Genomic DNA, 15,000 nt, shown 5'->3' with positions numbered 1-15,000 from the left:
TGCAGCAACACCGGGTAGGCCTAATAAACTTGTAATTGTTGCGGTGCCCAAGTTAATTGGGATATGAAAATCAAAATACGTTCCTACAACATTTACGATAAAAAGTAATGCTACTCCCAAAGTAACATGAAAGAGCGCTTTTCCTATAAAACGCAACGGCTTAGAAGAAACACCAAAAACAAGGAAAATAAAAACTAACGCAAGAATACCAACAATAATAATTGTAGAATTCATTTTTTCCTCCTTATGAATGACCTATACACATTTATTTGTATGGGACAAGACGATAAAAAAGAACGTTTATTATATAACTCCAGTCGTTTCATCTTATTCACCTTAATTCGGCTACACGTTCTTCACAAAAACTATTAATCGATCTTTCCAAACGAATAAAATAAAAAGGCTCTGCTTTTTCAGCAGAACCTTTTACCATTGCTCCATCTTTACAGGACGACGTTTCGCTTCTTTTAGCAAGAAGAAATATTTCGCCTCTGCTATTTTCAAAGAACAAAGTACATCTTGAGATGGTTCAACACTTTGTTCAACCATTCTCTTTTGACGTAACCATTCATTCTTCACCTTTTCTAATAGTACAATTAGCTTATCATCATACTCTTTACGCAATTTACCCTTTTTTTGAAAGAACATTTTTGTTTCTCCTCTTATACTTCTCTACGACCTTCTAACGCTTTCGACAGTGTCACTTCATCTGCATATTCTAAATCTCCACCAACTGGCAGACCGTGTGCAATACGAGTTACTTTAATACCTGTCGGCTTTAAGAGGCGGGATATATACATCGCTGTAGCTTCCCCTTCAATATTAGGATTTGTTGCTAATATTACTTCTTGTACTGTTTCATCGTGTAGTCGCTTTAGAAGTTGCGGGATATTAATGTCTTCTGGTCCAATTCCCTCCATTGGAGAGATAGCACCACGTAACACATGATATACACCTTGATACTCTTTCATCTTTTCCATCGCGATTACATCTTTCGGTTCTTGCACGACACAAACAACTGATTGATCTCGATGTGAATCGTTACAAATATAACAAGGATCACGGTCAGTAATATGCCCGCACACAGAACAATATGCTAAGTCTCGCTTCGCATTTACAAGTGCTTTTGCAAAACCTAACACATCATCTTCTTTCATATCTAATACGAAAAACGCCAATCGAACCGCTGTTTTCGGTCCGATTCCTGGCAATTTCATAAAACTATCAATTAGTTTTGATATTGGTTCTGGATAATGCATATATCAATATCCTCCTAGAACATTCCACCCGGTAAGTTTAAGCCTTTTGTAAATTTACCCATTGTAGAGTTTGAAAGTTCATCAGCTTTCTTAAGTGCATCGTTTGTTGCAGCTAACACTAAGTCTTGTAACATTTCGATATCTTCTGGATCTACAACTTCTTCTTTCACTTTTACTTCAAGAATTTGCTTATGACCATTTGCAATAACTGTGATCATACCGCCGCCAGCTGTACCTTCAACTGTTTTTTCGCCAAGTTCTTCTTGCGCCTTTGCCATTTCCTTTTGCATCTTTTGCATTTGTTTCATCATGTTATTCATATTTCCCATTCCGCCACGCATCATAATTAATTCCTCCTAATTATTATTACTCTTTTATTTCAATGAGTTCTTGCCCTACTAATTTTACAGCCTCTTCTATGAGAGGATCTTCTTTTTTCTCTGGGCTTTCTTCAGAACTTCCACCTTCACGCTGTAAAAAATCTTCACGGATTTTACCCCATTCACTTTTTGGAATGGCAATCATATTTAATCTTTTACTTAGCAATTCAAATAAAGTTTGTTCCACTGTATCCATAGCCTCTCGATTTTCGCTTGCCATTTTACAGTGAATCTCATATTGGAACGCTAAAACGTAAGTATCATCTGAAGCCGCTACCGGTTCACTATTTTCTAATAAAACAGCAAACGCTACTTTGTTGTATGCCTTGAGTCTTCCTAACAACTCTCCCCATACAGCTTTTAATTGTTCTAAATCTTGACGCTTCGCTTGCTTTAATACTTCATTTACGCGTCCGACAGGTATCTTCATACTTCCTGTCCGTACTGGCTTTGGTGCTGCACGCGTCTCTCTGACTTCCTGCTGCACACCGGCCGGCACACCATTCTTTTTGACTTGTTCTAACTCTTTCTCTAATTGCTGCATCCTGTTCATAATTGCTTGTAAACGATCTGCACCATTTGCTTGCATCATAAACTGTTGACACAGTTGTACCATAACAACTTCTAAGAAAATTCGCGGATGATTTGTCCACTTCATTTCCTGTTGTGCTTTACTAAGAGTATGAATGATCTCATAGATTACTTCCGGCTGCATTTCTTCACTTAACGTCCGGAATTGCTCATCAACCATTACTCGTTCCAACATATGTTCCAATTGTGGTGAAGTTTGATATAAAAGCATATCACGATAATAGTAAATGAAATCCTCCATAAAGCGAACTGGATCTTTCCCTTTACCCATCATCTCATCTATGATACGTAATGCTCTTGATACATCATTTTCACGTATACATTCTACTAAGTTGCCTAAGTATTGCTGAGAAACAGACCCTGTTACAGCTAATACATCTTCTGTTGTAACTGTCTCATCACTATAAGATATTGCCTGATCAATAAGACTGAGCGCATCACGCATACCACCTTCAGCGGCACGTGCAACAATTTGTAATGCCTCATCTTCTACTTGCGTACCTTCATTGTTCACAACTGTCGATAATCTCTCAACAATATCATTTACTGATATCTTTCGAAATTCGAAACGTTGGCAACGCGAAATAATTGTAGGCGGTATCTTATGCGGTTCTGTTGTCGCCAAAATAAAGATAACATGTCCTGGCGGTTCTTCTAACGTTTTTAAAAGCGCATTGAAGGCACCCATGGAAAGCATGTGAACTTCATCAATAATGTATACTTTATATTCTACAGCACTTGGAGCATATTTTACTTTATCTCTAATATCTCGAATTTCATCTACACCGTTATTTGAAGCCGCATCAATTTCTAATACATCTGAAATAGATCCTTGTGTAATCCCCAAACAAGAAGGACATTCATTACAAGGTTCAGCTACCGGAGCATGTTCACAGTTAATTGCTTTTGCAAACACTTTTGCAATTGTCGTTTTTCCTGTTCCCCTCGGCCCAGAAAATAAATAAGCATGTGAAACTTTCTCTTGAAGAAGGGCATTTTGCAACGTTTTTGTCACGTGCTTTTGACCGACTACATCTTCAAACTTTTGCGGTCTCCATGTTCGGTATAACGCTTGGTATGACACGAAAATACGGCCTCCCTCAAAGGTTATTATCTCATTTATTATAACCCATTCTGTTTATAGATTCCAAAAGTTATTTTCTATACAAAAAACCCACCTTAGTATTAAGGTGAGTTTTGTATACATATATAACTGCCGTGCACCTTCTGTCGATTACGTACCATAAGCGTTACTTAAGCAGTTAGCTCGGTTCAGGCACTCCTGCGGCACACGAGAAGACCCGCTTATTGCTGCTTCCTTCCGGACCTGACAAGGTTCACGGGGTCCCGTTGCGCAGGACCCAAACGTCAACACCACTTACTTAAGGCAGGCCTTACAGCAACATAACCTCGAGAAGGGATTCGGCCTCGCTAGAGCGGATTGCGAGTATAGGGCACCGCTACCTCCCCGCTTAGCACGGCAAAGTTAAAACCAATATTCGGTTGCCTTCATTAAAGGCACTATCAGTATAACTTGTTTTTTTATAAAATGCAAATACGTTAATTCTCTTTACTTTTCTCTAATTTCTTAATCGCTTTTCTTTTTTTACGAAGCGCTCTAAAAAAGTTCGTTAACAGCGTACCGCATTCTTCTTCTAATACACCAGCTACTACTTCACATTGATGATTAAAGCGTTCATCCGTTAACAGATTCATCAATGTCCCTGCACATCCACCTTTCGGATCACTCGCACCATATACAACTCGCTTTACTCGTGATAAAACAATTCCACCCGCACACATCGGACAAGGCTCTAATGTTACATATAACGTCGCATCTTCTAAACGCCATGTCCCTAATTTTTTGCACGCCTCATCAATAGCTAACAACTCAGCGTGAGCTATCGATCTTTGCTCAGTCTCCCTTAAATTATGAGCAACACTAATTACTTCACCATCCAACACTATAACTGCCCCAATCGGTACTTCTTGTATTGCCTCTGCTTTTTTAGCCTCTTCTATTGCTAACTGCATAAAATAAATATCTTGATCACGTTCCATAACATAGTCCTTTCATTACAAATAAAGTACACTTATTTCCATTTACTACACATGGGATAACTTTTATAAATTCAATCCACCCTAAGAAAAAAGAGAGGGGATTACATATGAAGAATACTGCCTTACTCATTATCGATATGATTAATGACTTTCAATTTTCACACGGGCCTATCCTAGCCAAAAAATGCGAAATTATAACCAATCCTATTTTACAATTAAAGAGAACAATGAAATCCTTCGGTTGCCCCATCATTTATATTAATGACCATTATCAACTTTGGAGGTCTGATATTGACCAATTGATTACTCATTGTACAAATGAGTATAGTAAAAATATCATTCATAAGATCGCTCCAAATGCTGATGATTACATTTTTATTAAACCACATTACTCTGCTTTTTATGAAACACCTTTAAATTCTTTATTAGGCTATTTAAAAATAGAAAATCTAATATTAACAGGTGTCGCCGGGAATATATGTATCCTCTTTACAGCTAACGATGCTCATATGAGGAATTATACATTGTATGTACCACAGGACTGTATTGCATCTAATGATGATCAGGATAACCTGCATGCTTTAAAAATAATGGAAGCCACATTAAAAGCAAATATAGTACCGTCGTTTCAAATAAAATTTAATTAATACATATATCTATTTTCCAACTTTTTATATCAAATTAACCCGCTCGCTTCCCTCTTGTGCTACAATAATTCTGTTTTGTGTTTTTAGTAGTCACGGTAAATCACTGATTGAAAGGAGGAAACAGCGTGACCGGAGTACCATTTATCACGGTTGAAGGACCAATCGGTGTTGGAAAAACTTCACTTGCGAAGGAAATTTCAACTCACATGCAACTCCACTTACTGAAAGAGATTGTTGATGAAAACCCCTTTTTAGGAAAGTTCTATGAAGACTTCGACGAATGGAGTTTTCAAACAGAGATGTTCTTTCTTTGTAATAGATACAAACAATTAGAAGATATTAACATAAAGTATTTGAATCAAAGGAAGCCAGTAGTAGCGGATTATCATATATTCAAAAATGTAATTTTTGCATCCCGTACATTAAAAGATTCTCAATACGACAAGTACATGCAAATCTATCGTATCCTTACACAAGATATGCCAGTTCCAAATGTTATCGTTTATTTAACAGCTAGCTTAGAAACATTACAAAGGCGAATCGCCATGCGCGGAAGAGAATTCGAAAAAAATATGGATCCAAATTACTTACTACAGCTCACAAAAGATTATGAAACAGCAATGGATGCTTTTAAAAAGGACCATCCAGATATCCCAGTATTGAAATTTAACGGAGACGATATGGATTTTGTAAAAAATCCTGATGATTTAAACGTCATCCTATCTGCCCTTCAAAATACTCTCTTAAAGGAGTCGAAATAATAATGAATTTAAGGCAAAAATATGATATACCAAATGACGCAGTAATCACTATCGCTGGAACAGTAGGTGTCGGTAAATCCACTATGACAACTGCATTGGCTAACGCTTTAGGGTATCGCACATCATTTGAAAAGGTAGATTCTAATCCGTATTTGGACAAGTTCTATGCTGATTTCACACGCTGGAGCTTTCACTTACAAGTGTATTTTTTAGCAGAACGATTTAAAGAACAAAAAAGAATTTTTGAATACGGTGGCGGTTTTGTTCAAGATCGCTCTATCTATGAAGACACTGGCATTTTTGCAAAAATGCATCACGAAAAAGGTACAATGACGGAAACTGATTATGAAACATATAAAGGTTTATTTGACGCTATGGTCATGACTCCTTACTTCCCACATCCAGATTTATTAATTTACTTAGAAGGTTCTTTCGATGATATTGTTGATCGTATCCAAGAACGTGGACGTCCGATGGAACAGCAGACACCAATCGAGTATTGGAAAGAGATGCATGGGCGTTATGAAAACTGGATTAACAACTTTAATTCATGCCCTGTTTTACGATTAAACATTAATGAATACGATATTTTAAAAGATGGCGATTCCATTGAACCAATCATTAAAAAAATCGGTCATTTTTTAAAACAAACACGTAAACTTGTAAAATAAAAAACCCGTGCATATGCACGGGTTTTTCTATTAAATTACTTTTTCTTTGTTGGAGCAATAATTTCACTCTCAGGTTTTCCAGCGTTAATACGCTGACGAACAGTACTTGTACTAATATCGTACGCCTCAGCAATCTCTTTAACAGTCATTTCTTTCCCGTTAATTACTGCTGTTAATACTTTACCTGTACGTTTTGGAGCTGCTTCTTTCTTTACAGCTTCTTTTTTAACTTTTTTTGGTGCCTCTACTTTTGTTGCAGTTTGCTTTACATCACAAGTGCAACCACAAAGTTTACGGAATGTATCATCGCTAATAATGCGTGATACATTTGCACCACTGTTTAAAATTCTATTGTTCTTACAGACAGGACATTGTACATAATATAAAGTTTTTCCATCTAAAGGAAACGTTTGTATAATAAGATCCATGTTGACTCCTTTCATATCTATGAAGATAATCATCGGAATATGAGTGTGTAATAAGGACAAAATCGCCTTACACCATACTTTATGATTGGTTTTAAAATAAAAACTCGTTACGTGTGGTAACGAGTTCTCCAATCTCCACTTATATGCGCTGTTGTCAATTATATCTGGAGGAGGTAGAGGGATTCGAACCCCCGCGCGACTCTCGCCGCCTGTCGGTTTTCAAGACCGATCCCTTCAGCCAGACTTGGGTATACCTCCATATTGACATCAAATATAATATCAAAAGAAAAACAGTTAGTCAACCCTACTAAAATAAATTATGAGGAAAGGAAAATTTTACTTTTCCTCTCCTACATCATAGTACTGACAACGCTCATAATTACCAATCACTCATACCGATGAATGTTTATAAATTTACTTAATAACTGTTTTTCCTCCCATATAAGGGCGAAGAACTTCTGGAATTATAATTGTACCATCTTCTTGTTGGTAGTTCTCTAAAATAGCTGCCACCGTACGTCCAATTGCAAGACCAGATCCATTTAATGTATGAACATGTTCTGGTTTGCCGTTTGGCTCACGACGGAAACGGATATTTGCACGTCTCGCTTGGAAAGCCTCGAAATTACTACAAGAAGAGATTTCACGATATGTGCCATAGCTTGGAATCCATACTTCGATATCGTATTTCTTCGCTGCTGTAAATCCTAAATCGCCTGTGCACATGCTCATAACGCGATATGGCAACTCTAATAATTGTAACACGCGTTCTGCATCATTTGTTAGTTTTTCTAACTCTTCATAAGAATCTTCTGGTTTTACGAACTTCACAAGCTCTACTTTATTGAACTGGTGCTGACGAATTAAACCACGTGTATCACGGCCAGCTGAACCTGCTTCAGAACGGAAACAAGAGCTAAACGCAGCATATCTTATAGGCAATTGTTCTTTATTTAAGATCTCATCACGGTGCATATTTGTTACAGGTACTTCAGCTGTTGGAATTAAGAAGTAGTCTTCACTTTCAATACGGAATGCATCTTCTTCAAACTTCGGAAGTTGTCCTGTCCCTGTCATGCTTGCACGGTTTACCATATACGGAGGTAATACTTCTTCATATCCATGCTCATCAGTATGAAGATCAAGCATAAAGCTAATTAAAGCACGCTCTAATCTTGCGCCAGCACCTTTGTAGAATACGAAGCGGCTTCCTGTTACTTTTCCAGCACGTTCAAAATCTAGAATTCCTAAATCTGTAGCAAGATCCCAATGTGGTTTTGGTTCAAAAGCAAATTCCTTCACTTCTCCCCAAGTGCGAGCTACTACATTATCATCCTCTGTTTCACCAACTGGAGCAGATTCGTGCGGAATATTTGGAATAGATAGCATCAATCTTTCTAGATCTTCTTCAACTGTACGAAGTTCGTTATCAAGATCTTTTACTTTTTCTCCAACTTCACGCATTTCTAAAATTAGAGCTTCTGCATCTTTCTTTTCGCGCTTCAATACAGAGATTTGTTGAGATACTTCGTTACGTTTACTTTTTAGTTCCTCTGTTTGAACAAGTAGTTCTCTTCTTCTCGTATCTAATTCTTCAAAGCGACCAAAATCAGTTAAATCTTCGCCTCTATGCTGTAACTTAGCTTTTACTTCTTCAAAATTTGTACGTAAAAATTTAATATCAAGCATTATATACTCCTCCTTTTATTTTATAAAACACAAAAAACTCCCGTCCCTATATAAAGGGACGGGAGTTAACCCGCGTTGCCACCCTAGTTGAAAGCATTACCGCTTTCCTCTCAAGTAGAAATAACGGCTCTTCACCGGGAATGTTTACTAATCATAAAGATATTCCACATTCCATTCCAGGATGGATTCACAAACTGTTTCTATCGATTTCCACCAACCATCGACTCTCTATAAGAAACGACATTTGTTACTACTTCCTATCAACACGCTTATTTTATAAAATTGTTACCATCAATTTACTATAATCTTATACAAGTTGCAAGTTACTTATACAACTTTTTTCATTTTCGCTTCTTTTACCATTTCTACAAAGTATGCTGTTACACGATGGTCATCCGTTAATTCCGGATGGAAAGAAGCAGCTAAAAACGGCCCTTGCCTTACCGCTACCATTCGATCACCATGTGTAGAAAGTACCTCAACATTATCCGCTACATTTACAACATACGGCGCACGAATAAATACGCCAACAAAATCTTCTCCCACACCTTTAATAGAAAGTGCAGCTTCAAAGCTATCTTTTTGACGTCCAAACGCATTGCGCTCAACTGTAATATCCATAGCACCAATATGTGCTTCGTCATAGCCAATAAGTGTTTTTGCGAGAAGAATCATTCCTGCACATGTACCAAACATTGGTTTACCAGATTTCGCAAATGTACGAAGTGGTTCCATGAAAGCATACTTATCAATAAGACGGCGCATAGTTGTACTTTCACCGCCTGGTAAAATAAGACCATCAATCTCTTCAAGTTGTTCTATACGCTTTACAACAACAGCTTCTGCACCACTTGCTTCAACTGATTTTACATGTTCACGAACTGCACCTTGAAGACCTAGTACACCGATTTTCACCATTTTAAAGTTCTCCTTCAATTACCATCCACGCTCTTGCATGCGTTGCTCTGGTAGTAACGTTGAAATTTCAATACCTTTCATCGCATTACCTAATCCTTTAGAAAGGCTTGCAATTAACTCGTAATCCTCATAATGAGTTGTCGCTTCAACGATTGCACGTGCAAATTTCGCTGGATTCTCTGATTTAAAGATACCAGATCCAACAAATACACCATCCGCACCAAGTTGCATCATTAACGCTGCATCTGCTGGTGTTGCTACACCACCTGCTGCAAAGTTTACAACCGGCAAACGACCAAGGCGTTTAATTTCAAGTAGTACTTCATAAGGAGCACCAGTATTTTTTGCATATGTCATTAACTCATCTTCACGTAGACTTGCAACTTGACGGATTTCTGCATTGACTTGACGCATATGACGCACTGCCTCTACAATGTTTCCTGTTCCTGGTTCGCCTTTTGTACGAAGCATAGATGCACCTTCTGCAATACGACGTGCAGCTTCTCCGATATCACGGCAACCACATACAAATGGAACTGTGTAATCACGTTTATTTAAATGGTATACTTCATCGGCAGGAGTTAATACTTCACTCTCATCGATATAGTCTACCCCTAATGATTCTAATACACGTGCTTCTACAAGGTGACCGATACGGCATTTTGCCATAACCGGAATTGACACTGCACCCATAACTTCTTCAACAATTGTTGGGTCTGCCATACGAGAAACGCCACCTGCTGCACGAATATCTGCTGGTACACGCTCTAATGCCATAACGGCAACTGCGCCTGCCTCTTCTGCAATTTTTGCTTGTTCAGCGTTAATTACGTCCATAATAACGCCGCCTTTTTGCATTTCTGCCATTCCACGTTTTACACGTTCTGTCCCTGTTACATTTGTCATGTTACAAAAACCCCCCTAGGTGAATTGCTTTTCCCCGTTAAAGGCGAAAATTAAGAATACTCTTACATTCTACCACTAACTATCAGATGCTTGTCTACTACTTTTTCATAAAGTCGGTATGAAAAATAGGAATAAAAAAAAGCCCCTACAATGAGGAGCTTTTAAAACCAACCTTTTACTGTATCAACAGCACTATTCCATATACCACTAAAGAAAGAACCAATTCCGCGCATAGCACGAGTAAACCAGTTTGCTTCTTCTACTTCAGCTGTTGTTACAAGATCCACTTGTAACGACTTACCAGTTAAAAACCCAGGATCGTTTGTATCTTTTGGCGTAATTACCATTTGACCAAGCGCAGCTCCCTTTTTAATAGGTGCCTCTTGTCCCTTACTTGATTCTTTTAATTCTGTTTTATAAACATCTTTACTTCCTTTTGGTACTGGAAGTGAAATGGCTTGTTTCGTTTGAACTGCTACATCTTTGTCTTTCGCATTTTCTACTCGTACTGTTTCTTGTCCTTTTACTGAAGAACCTTTTTTATACATTTGTTTCATTTCAAAGTTAGCAAATCCATAATCATATAGCTTCTTTGTTTCATCAAAACGTGCTGTATGAGAACTTGTTTTAATCACTACAGAAATAAAACGCATACCGTTTCTTTCAACCGTACCAGTGAAGCAATCTCCCGCTTCTGGAGTTGAGCCTGTTTTTAGGCCATCTACGCCATCATATTCTTTAACTAAGCCCTTTAACATCCAGTTCCAGTTCGACATTGCAAACTTCTCTTTTTCTGGACGGAATTCTTTTTTCGGGATTTTTGCTGTATCTAACACTTTTGGATAATCTTTAATTAAATGTTGTGCTAAAGTTGCAACATCCTTTGCAGACATTTTATTTTCTTCATCCGCTGTTGTTCCTTCTGGATGCATTCCCTTTAAATCTTTATTCGTTAAACCTGTAGAATTGACAAATTTATAATTTTTCAACCCTAATTCTTTCGATTTATCATTCATCATTTTTACGAAATCTACTTCTTTACCTGCAATTGCTTCTGCTAATGCAATCGTTGCACCATTTGCAGAGAAGATTGCCATTGCCTCGTATAACTCTTTTACTGTATAAGAGCCACCATTTTCTAATGCCACATTTGATAATGAAGCATCCTGTGAAACCTTATACGCATATTCAGAAACCTTAATTTTCTGATCCCACTTAAGCTTTCCTTTATCCACTGCTTCGTGAACTAAATACTCGCTCATCATCTTCGTCATACTAGCAATGGATAATAATTCATCAGCATTCTTTTGATATACAATTTTTCCAGAATTCGCTTCAACTAAAATTGCCGCACCTGCTTCAATATTTAAAGCAGCTCCTGTTTCAGCTGATGCATTGCTATATGGTAACAACATACTACAAGCTAGTGTAAGCATTGTTACTAGTGCAATGAATCTTTTGCAAAACATACCTTTCACTTTTGCTACCCCCAATATCTATGTACTCACATAACCGTTATTCTAACATAATCAAAAAAAAATAGACAGAGATATAAAATCTCCGTCTATTTATATATAAGACATTATAATGAGTAGTTTGGAGCCTCTTTTGTAATTTGTACATGATGAGGATGACTTTCAAGTAAACCAGCACCTGACATACGAACAAATTGTGCATTCTCACGTAAGAATTCTAAATCTTGTGCTCCGCAATATCCCATACCTGCACGTAATCCACCAACTAATTGATGAACCGTATCTGCTAAAGGTCCTTTATATGGTACTCGTCCTTCAATACCTTCTGGAACAAGTTTTTTATTTCCTTCTTGGAAATAACGATCTTTACTTCCTTTTTCCATCGCTCCGACAGAACCCATACCACGATATACTTTAAATTGGCGACCTTGATAAATTTCAGTTTCACCAGGACTTTCAGCAACACCAGCAAACATACTACCTAGCATAACAACATGTGCTCCTGCTGCTAAAGCTTTAACCATATCACCAGAGTACTTAATACCACCGTCAGCGATAACTGGGATACCGTGTTTACGAGCTTCTGTTGCACAATCATAAACTGCTGTTAATTGTGGTACACCAACCCCAGCTACAACACGTGTTGTACAGATAGAGCCTGGTCCAATACCAACTTTAACTACGTTTGCCCCTGCTTCAATTAATGCTCTTGTTGCTTCAGCAGTAGCAACATTTCCAGCGATAATATTTAATGATGGATACTTTGCACGAACTTCTTTTACTTTATCAATAACGCCTTGAGAATGTCCATGGGCTGTATCAAGTACGATTGCATCTACGCTAGCTTTTACTAATGCGTCAATGCGAGTCATAGCATCAGCCGTTACACCAACTGCTGCTCCAACTAATAAGCGCCCTTGCTTATCTTTCGCAGAATTTGGGAATTCAATTACTTTTTCAATATCTTTTATTGTAATAAGCCCTTGTAATACACCGTTGTTATCAACAAGAGGGAGTTTTTCAATTTTATACTTTTGTAGGATCTTTTCAGCCTCATCTAGCGTTGTACCAACTGGAGCTGTAATTAGCTGTTCTTTTGTCATTACGTCGGAAATTTTGATTGAGTAGTCTTGGATAAAACGCATATCACGGTTTGTAATAATACCAACTAATTTTCGCTCGTCTAAATTATTTACAACCGGTACACCTGAGATACGATATTTCCCCATAAGGTGCTCTGCATCATACACTTGATGTTCTGGAGTTAAAAAGAAAGGATCTGAAATAACACCACTTTCAGAACGTTTTACTTTATCAACCTGCTCGGCTTGTTGTTCAATAGACATATTTTTATGAATAATTCCTAAACCGCCTTGACGAGCCATTGCAATAGCCATATCCGCTTCTGTTACTGTATCCATTCCTGCACTAATTAACGGGATGTTTAACTGTAAGCTTTCAGATAAAACTGTTTTAACACTTACTTCTCTTGGTAGTACATCTGACTTTGCTGGTACAAGTAATACGTCATCAAAAGTCAAACCTTCTTTAACAAATTTAGATTCCCACATAATTGTTCCCCCCATGATACCAGAAATTATTATTAGTAGCTTATCAATTGGTTAAAATACTGTCAAGGACGTATATATATGTTAGAATTTTTAGACAATAAAAGGAGCGTAATATATGCATCAAACACATTGTACTTGGCAGCAACTAAGTTTCTTCTTTTCATCTCAAAATGTACAACGTTATCTTGCCCGTTGTTATGAAAAATCCTCAATACAAAATGCCGAAAAAAAAGGTTTTGAAAATTGTTATCCTTTTATTTATTATTTAGAGCACGGGAAAAATTATTACGAATTATATAAGGTAGCTCCCTTTTCGATTCAGCCAATGTTATTGTTTTATGGAATGAGCCAACTTTTTAAAGCATGCTTATTAACTATTGATCCAAACTATCCTGAATCCACTACTGTTTTAGCTCATGGCGTTACGACTCGTAAGCGGAAAAAACAGGGATATCAATTTTTAGAAGATGAGGTAAAGGTACAAAAAAATGGACTATTTACTCATGTTGCAGAACAGCTGTTTCACATGAAACACTTAGAATCAGAGAAGTTTAACATGTTGGATTTAATGGGGAATATTCCTGAATTACAAAATTTATTTCGCTATAGTCAGCGAGGTTCCACTTTATATAAAATTGATTCAACAAATGCAAATGAACTTTCCTTTTCAGTCAATATACTAGATCGACTTCATATGACTTCAGAAAGATTTTCACGTTATATTGAATCAATTTGTAAGCACTTATCCGTGCAACATGTCCCCGGGAAAACGAGCGCATCCAATTTACTTTTTACAGCTCCTATCCAATCGTGGAATCCTATATATAGTACGCCTTTATACTACGAATATCTCGCTGATACTTATTACTTACCACTCACAACTGACCCTAGAAATCCTACACCCGTATTGCCTGAACTTCTCGTTCATTATTTATTGCTCTACAATTTAAGTATGATTTCTAGATACGAAACAGATTGGTGGTATGATTTACTTGGAAGCTATGGCTCTGAAGATTACCCATTTATTTATCAATTTCTTACTATTTCTGCTCAAAAAATTCCTTACTATATTTCGAATTTTTTACTAACAGAACCGAACCTATTTCATGGGAAATAAAAAAACACAAGTCAAAAGACTTGTGTTTTTAGTTGCTTGGCGACGTCCTACTCTCACAGGGACAAGGTCCCAACTACCATCGGCGCTAGAGAGCTTAACTTCCGTGTTCGGTATGGGAACGGGTGTGACCTCTCTGCCATCATCACCAAACTATTGAAGGCATATTCCTTCAAAACTAGATAACATTTGCTACATATTATATGGTTAAGTCCTCGATCTATTAGTATTCGTCAGCTCCACATGTCACCATGCTTCCACCTCGAACCTATCAACCTGATCATCTTTCAGGGATCTTACTAGCTTACGCTATGGGAAATCTCATCTTGAGGGGGGCTTCATGCTTAGATGCTTTCAGCACTTATCCCTTCCGCACATAGCTACCCAGCTATGCCCTTGGCAGAACAACTGGTACACCAGCGGTGCGTCCATCCCGGTCCTCTCGTACTAAGGACAGCTCCTCTCAAATTTCCTACGCCCACGACGGATAGGGACCGAACTGTCTCACGACGTTCTGAACCCAGCTCGC

The 15,000-nt window shown here is 37.7% G+C and carries 16 protein-coding genes, 1 tRNA gene, 2 rRNA genes, 1 other RNA gene and 1 other annotated feature (2 of these 21 cut by a window edge); of the genes, 4 read left to right on the top strand and 16 right to left on the bottom strand.

All coding sequences use genetic code 11. The features are described 5' to 3' along the window. The 7 genes from BGI23_RS00155 to tadA all read right to left on the bottom strand — a co-directional run. A protein-coding gene (locus tag BGI23_RS00155) for a pro-sigmaK processing inhibitor BofA family protein (protein ID WP_001089262.1) crosses the window boundary here: on the bottom strand, positions 1-234 show its 5' portion. It extends 36 nt beyond the left edge of the window; 234 of the gene's 270 nt are visible here — the first part of the coding sequence; its start codon is at positions 232-234; its stop codon lies beyond the left edge, outside the window. Positions 235-426: 192 nt separating this feature from the next. After that, entirely contained in the window at positions 427-648 is a 222-nt protein-coding gene (locus BGI23_RS00150; protein WP_000466020.1) for a YaaL family protein, read from the bottom strand. A gap of 14 nt (positions 649-662) precedes the next feature. Then, positions 663-1,259 carry a recombination protein RecR gene (gene recR, locus BGI23_RS00145; protein WP_000559169.1) on the bottom strand — a complete coding sequence of 199 codons (597 nt, stop codon included), beginning with the start codon at positions 1,257-1,259 and terminating at the stop codon, positions 663-665. Between the two features lie 14 nt (positions 1,260-1,273). Next, entirely contained in the window at positions 1,274-1,600 is a 327-nt protein-coding gene (locus tag BGI23_RS00140; RefSeq protein WP_001996460.1) for a YbaB/EbfC family nucleoid-associated protein, read from the bottom strand. Positions 1,601-1,625: 25 nt separating this feature from the next. Then, a complete protein-coding gene (gene dnaX, locus BGI23_RS00135; protein ID WP_000121557.1) occupies positions 1,626-3,314 on the bottom strand; it encodes a DNA polymerase III subunit gamma/tau in 1,689 nt (562 codons plus the stop codon). 132 nt (positions 3,315-3,446) lie between these two features. Then, an RNA gene (gene ffs / locus BGI23_RS00130) (signal recognition particle sRNA large type) lies at positions 3,447-3,711 on the bottom strand. Positions 3,712-3,790: 79 nt separating this feature from the next. After that, positions 3,791-4,291 (bottom strand): tRNA adenosine(34) deaminase TadA, encoded by a 501-nt coding sequence (gene tadA, locus BGI23_RS00125; protein WP_000439009.1) that lies wholly within the window; start codon positions 4,289-4,291, stop codon positions 3,791-3,793. 107 nt (positions 4,292-4,398) lie between these two features. Here tadA and BGI23_RS00115 point away from each other — a divergent pair, with 107 nt between their 5' ends. The 3 genes from BGI23_RS00115 (at position 4,399) to BGI23_RS00105 (ending at position 6,370) form a co-directional block, all read left to right on the top strand. Continuing rightward, entirely contained in the window at positions 4,399-4,938 is a 540-nt protein-coding gene (locus BGI23_RS00115) for a cysteine hydrolase family protein (protein ID WP_000798716.1), read from the top strand. A 125-nt stretch (positions 4,939-5,063) separates the two neighbouring features. Then, positions 5,064-5,699 (top strand): deoxynucleoside kinase, encoded by a 636-nt coding sequence (locus BGI23_RS00110; RefSeq protein ID WP_070805064.1) that lies wholly within the window; start codon positions 5,064-5,066, stop codon positions 5,697-5,699. A gap of 2 nt (positions 5,700-5,701) precedes the next feature. Next, the gene (locus BGI23_RS00105) at positions 5,702-6,370 is read left to right on the top strand and encodes a deoxynucleoside kinase (protein ID WP_001053585.1); all 669 of its coding nucleotides are present in this window, start codon (positions 5,702-5,704) and stop codon (positions 6,368-6,370) included. 35 nt (positions 6,371-6,405) lie between these two features. Here BGI23_RS00105 and BGI23_RS00100 read toward each other — a convergent pair whose 3' ends face one another. The 7 genes from BGI23_RS00100 to guaB all read right to left on the bottom strand — a co-directional run bounded on the left by BGI23_RS00100 (position 6,406) and on the right by guaB (position 13,357). After that, entirely contained in the window at positions 6,406-6,798 is a 393-nt protein-coding gene (locus BGI23_RS00100; protein WP_000364200.1) for a sigma factor-like helix-turn-helix DNA-binding protein, read from the bottom strand. 165 nt (positions 6,799-6,963) lie between these two features. Continuing rightward, positions 6,964-7,056: transfer RNA gene (locus tag BGI23_RS00095), tRNA-Ser, on the bottom strand. Between the two features lie 156 nt (positions 7,057-7,212). Beyond that, the gene (gene serS / locus BGI23_RS00090; RefSeq protein WP_000884181.1) at positions 7,213-8,487 is read right to left on the bottom strand and encodes a serine--tRNA ligase; all 1,275 of its coding nucleotides are present in this window, start codon (positions 8,485-8,487) and stop codon (positions 7,213-7,215) included. Between the two features lie 51 nt (positions 8,488-8,538). Beyond that, positions 8,539-8,760, bottom strand: a binding site (T-box leader). A 54-nt stretch (positions 8,761-8,814) separates the two neighbouring features. Continuing rightward, positions 8,815-9,405 (bottom strand): pyridoxal 5'-phosphate synthase glutaminase subunit PdxT, encoded by a 591-nt coding sequence (gene pdxT / locus BGI23_RS00085; protein ID WP_000238781.1) that lies wholly within the window; start codon positions 9,403-9,405, stop codon positions 8,815-8,817. Positions 9,406-9,423: 18 nt separating this feature from the next. After that, the gene (gene pdxS, locus BGI23_RS00080) at positions 9,424-10,311 is read right to left on the bottom strand and encodes a pyridoxal 5'-phosphate synthase lyase subunit PdxS (RefSeq protein WP_000186156.1); all 888 of its coding nucleotides are present in this window, start codon (positions 10,309-10,311) and stop codon (positions 9,424-9,426) included. Positions 10,312-10,472: 161 nt separating this feature from the next. Beyond that, on the bottom strand, positions 10,473-11,780 hold the full coding sequence (gene dacA / locus BGI23_RS00075) for a D-alanyl-D-alanine carboxypeptidase DacA (RefSeq protein WP_012644137.1): 1,308 nt from the start codon (positions 11,778-11,780) through the stop codon (positions 10,473-10,475). A 113-nt stretch (positions 11,781-11,893) separates the two neighbouring features. Further along, positions 11,894-13,357, bottom strand: coding sequence for an IMP dehydrogenase (gene guaB / locus BGI23_RS00070; protein ID WP_000264079.1), 1,464 nt, complete (start codon positions 13,355-13,357; stop codon positions 11,894-11,896). 115 nt (positions 13,358-13,472) lie between these two features. Between guaB and BGI23_RS00065 the strand changes: the two genes are divergently transcribed. Continuing rightward, positions 13,473-14,474, top strand: a complete 1,002-nt coding sequence (locus BGI23_RS00065; protein WP_000554269.1) for a YaaC family protein — start codon at positions 13,473-13,475, stop codon at positions 14,472-14,474. Positions 14,475-14,508: 34 nt separating this feature from the next. Here the strand turns inward: BGI23_RS00065 and rrf are convergent. Together rrf and BGI23_RS00055 are read right to left on the bottom strand one after the other, a co-directional pair. Continuing rightward, positions 14,509-14,624, bottom strand: a 5S ribosomal RNA gene (gene rrf / locus BGI23_RS00060). A gap of 50 nt (positions 14,625-14,674) precedes the next feature. Next, a 23S ribosomal RNA gene (locus tag BGI23_RS00055) occupies positions 14,675-15,000 on the bottom strand; it runs 2,597 nt beyond the window's last position.

The organism is Bacillus sp. ABP14 (genome assembly GCF_001831375.1).
Taxonomy (GTDB): Bacteria; Bacillota; Bacilli; order Bacillales; family Bacillaceae_G; genus Bacillus_A; species Bacillus_A paranthracis.
Note: the sequence above shows the minus strand (reverse complement) of the source record. Positions and strands in the feature narration are given on the sequence as shown.

Bases quoted from the DNA above. Each gene is read 5' to 3' on its own strand.
- BGI23_RS00150 (WP_000466020.1), bottom strand. From the start codon at position 648: ATGTTCTTTCAAAAAAAGGGTAAATTGCGTAAAGAGTATGATGATAAG.
- recR (WP_000559169.1), bottom strand. From the start codon at position 1,259: ATGCATTATCCAGAACCAATATCAAAACTAATTGATAGTTTTATGAAA.
- BGI23_RS00140 (WP_001996460.1), bottom strand. From the start codon at position 1,600: ATGCGTGGCGGAATGGGAAATATGAATAACATGATGAAACAAATGCAA.
- tadA (WP_000439009.1), bottom strand. From the start codon at position 4,291: ATGGAACGTGATCAAGATATTTATTTTATGCAGTTAGCAATAGAAGAG.
- BGI23_RS00115 (WP_000798716.1), top strand. From the start codon at position 4,399: ATGAAGAATACTGCCTTACTCATTATCGATATGATTAATGACTTTCAA.
- BGI23_RS00105 (WP_001053585.1), top strand. From the start codon at position 5,702: ATGAATTTAAGGCAAAAATATGATATACCAAATGACGCAGTAATCACT.
- BGI23_RS00100 (WP_000364200.1), bottom strand. From the start codon at position 6,798: ATGGATCTTATTATACAAACGTTTCCTTTAGATGGAAAAACTTTATAT.
- serS (WP_000884181.1), bottom strand. From the start codon at position 8,487: ATGCTTGATATTAAATTTTTACGTACAAATTTTGAAGAAGTAAAAGCT.
- pdxT (WP_000238781.1), bottom strand. From the start codon at position 9,405: ATGGTGAAAATCGGTGTACTAGGTCTTCAAGGTGCAGTTCGTGAACAT.
- pdxS (WP_000186156.1), bottom strand. From the start codon at position 10,311: ATGACAAATGTAACAGGGACAGAACGTGTAAAACGTGGAATGGCAGAA.
- dacA (WP_012644137.1), bottom strand. From the start codon at position 11,780: ATGTTTTGCAAAAGATTCATTGCACTAGTAACAATGCTTACACTAGCT.
- guaB (WP_000264079.1), bottom strand. From the start codon at position 13,357: ATGTGGGAATCTAAATTTGTTAAAGAAGGTTTGACTTTTGATGACGTA.
- BGI23_RS00065 (WP_000554269.1), top strand. From the start codon at position 13,473: ATGCATCAAACACATTGTACTTGGCAGCAACTAAGTTTCTTCTTTTCA.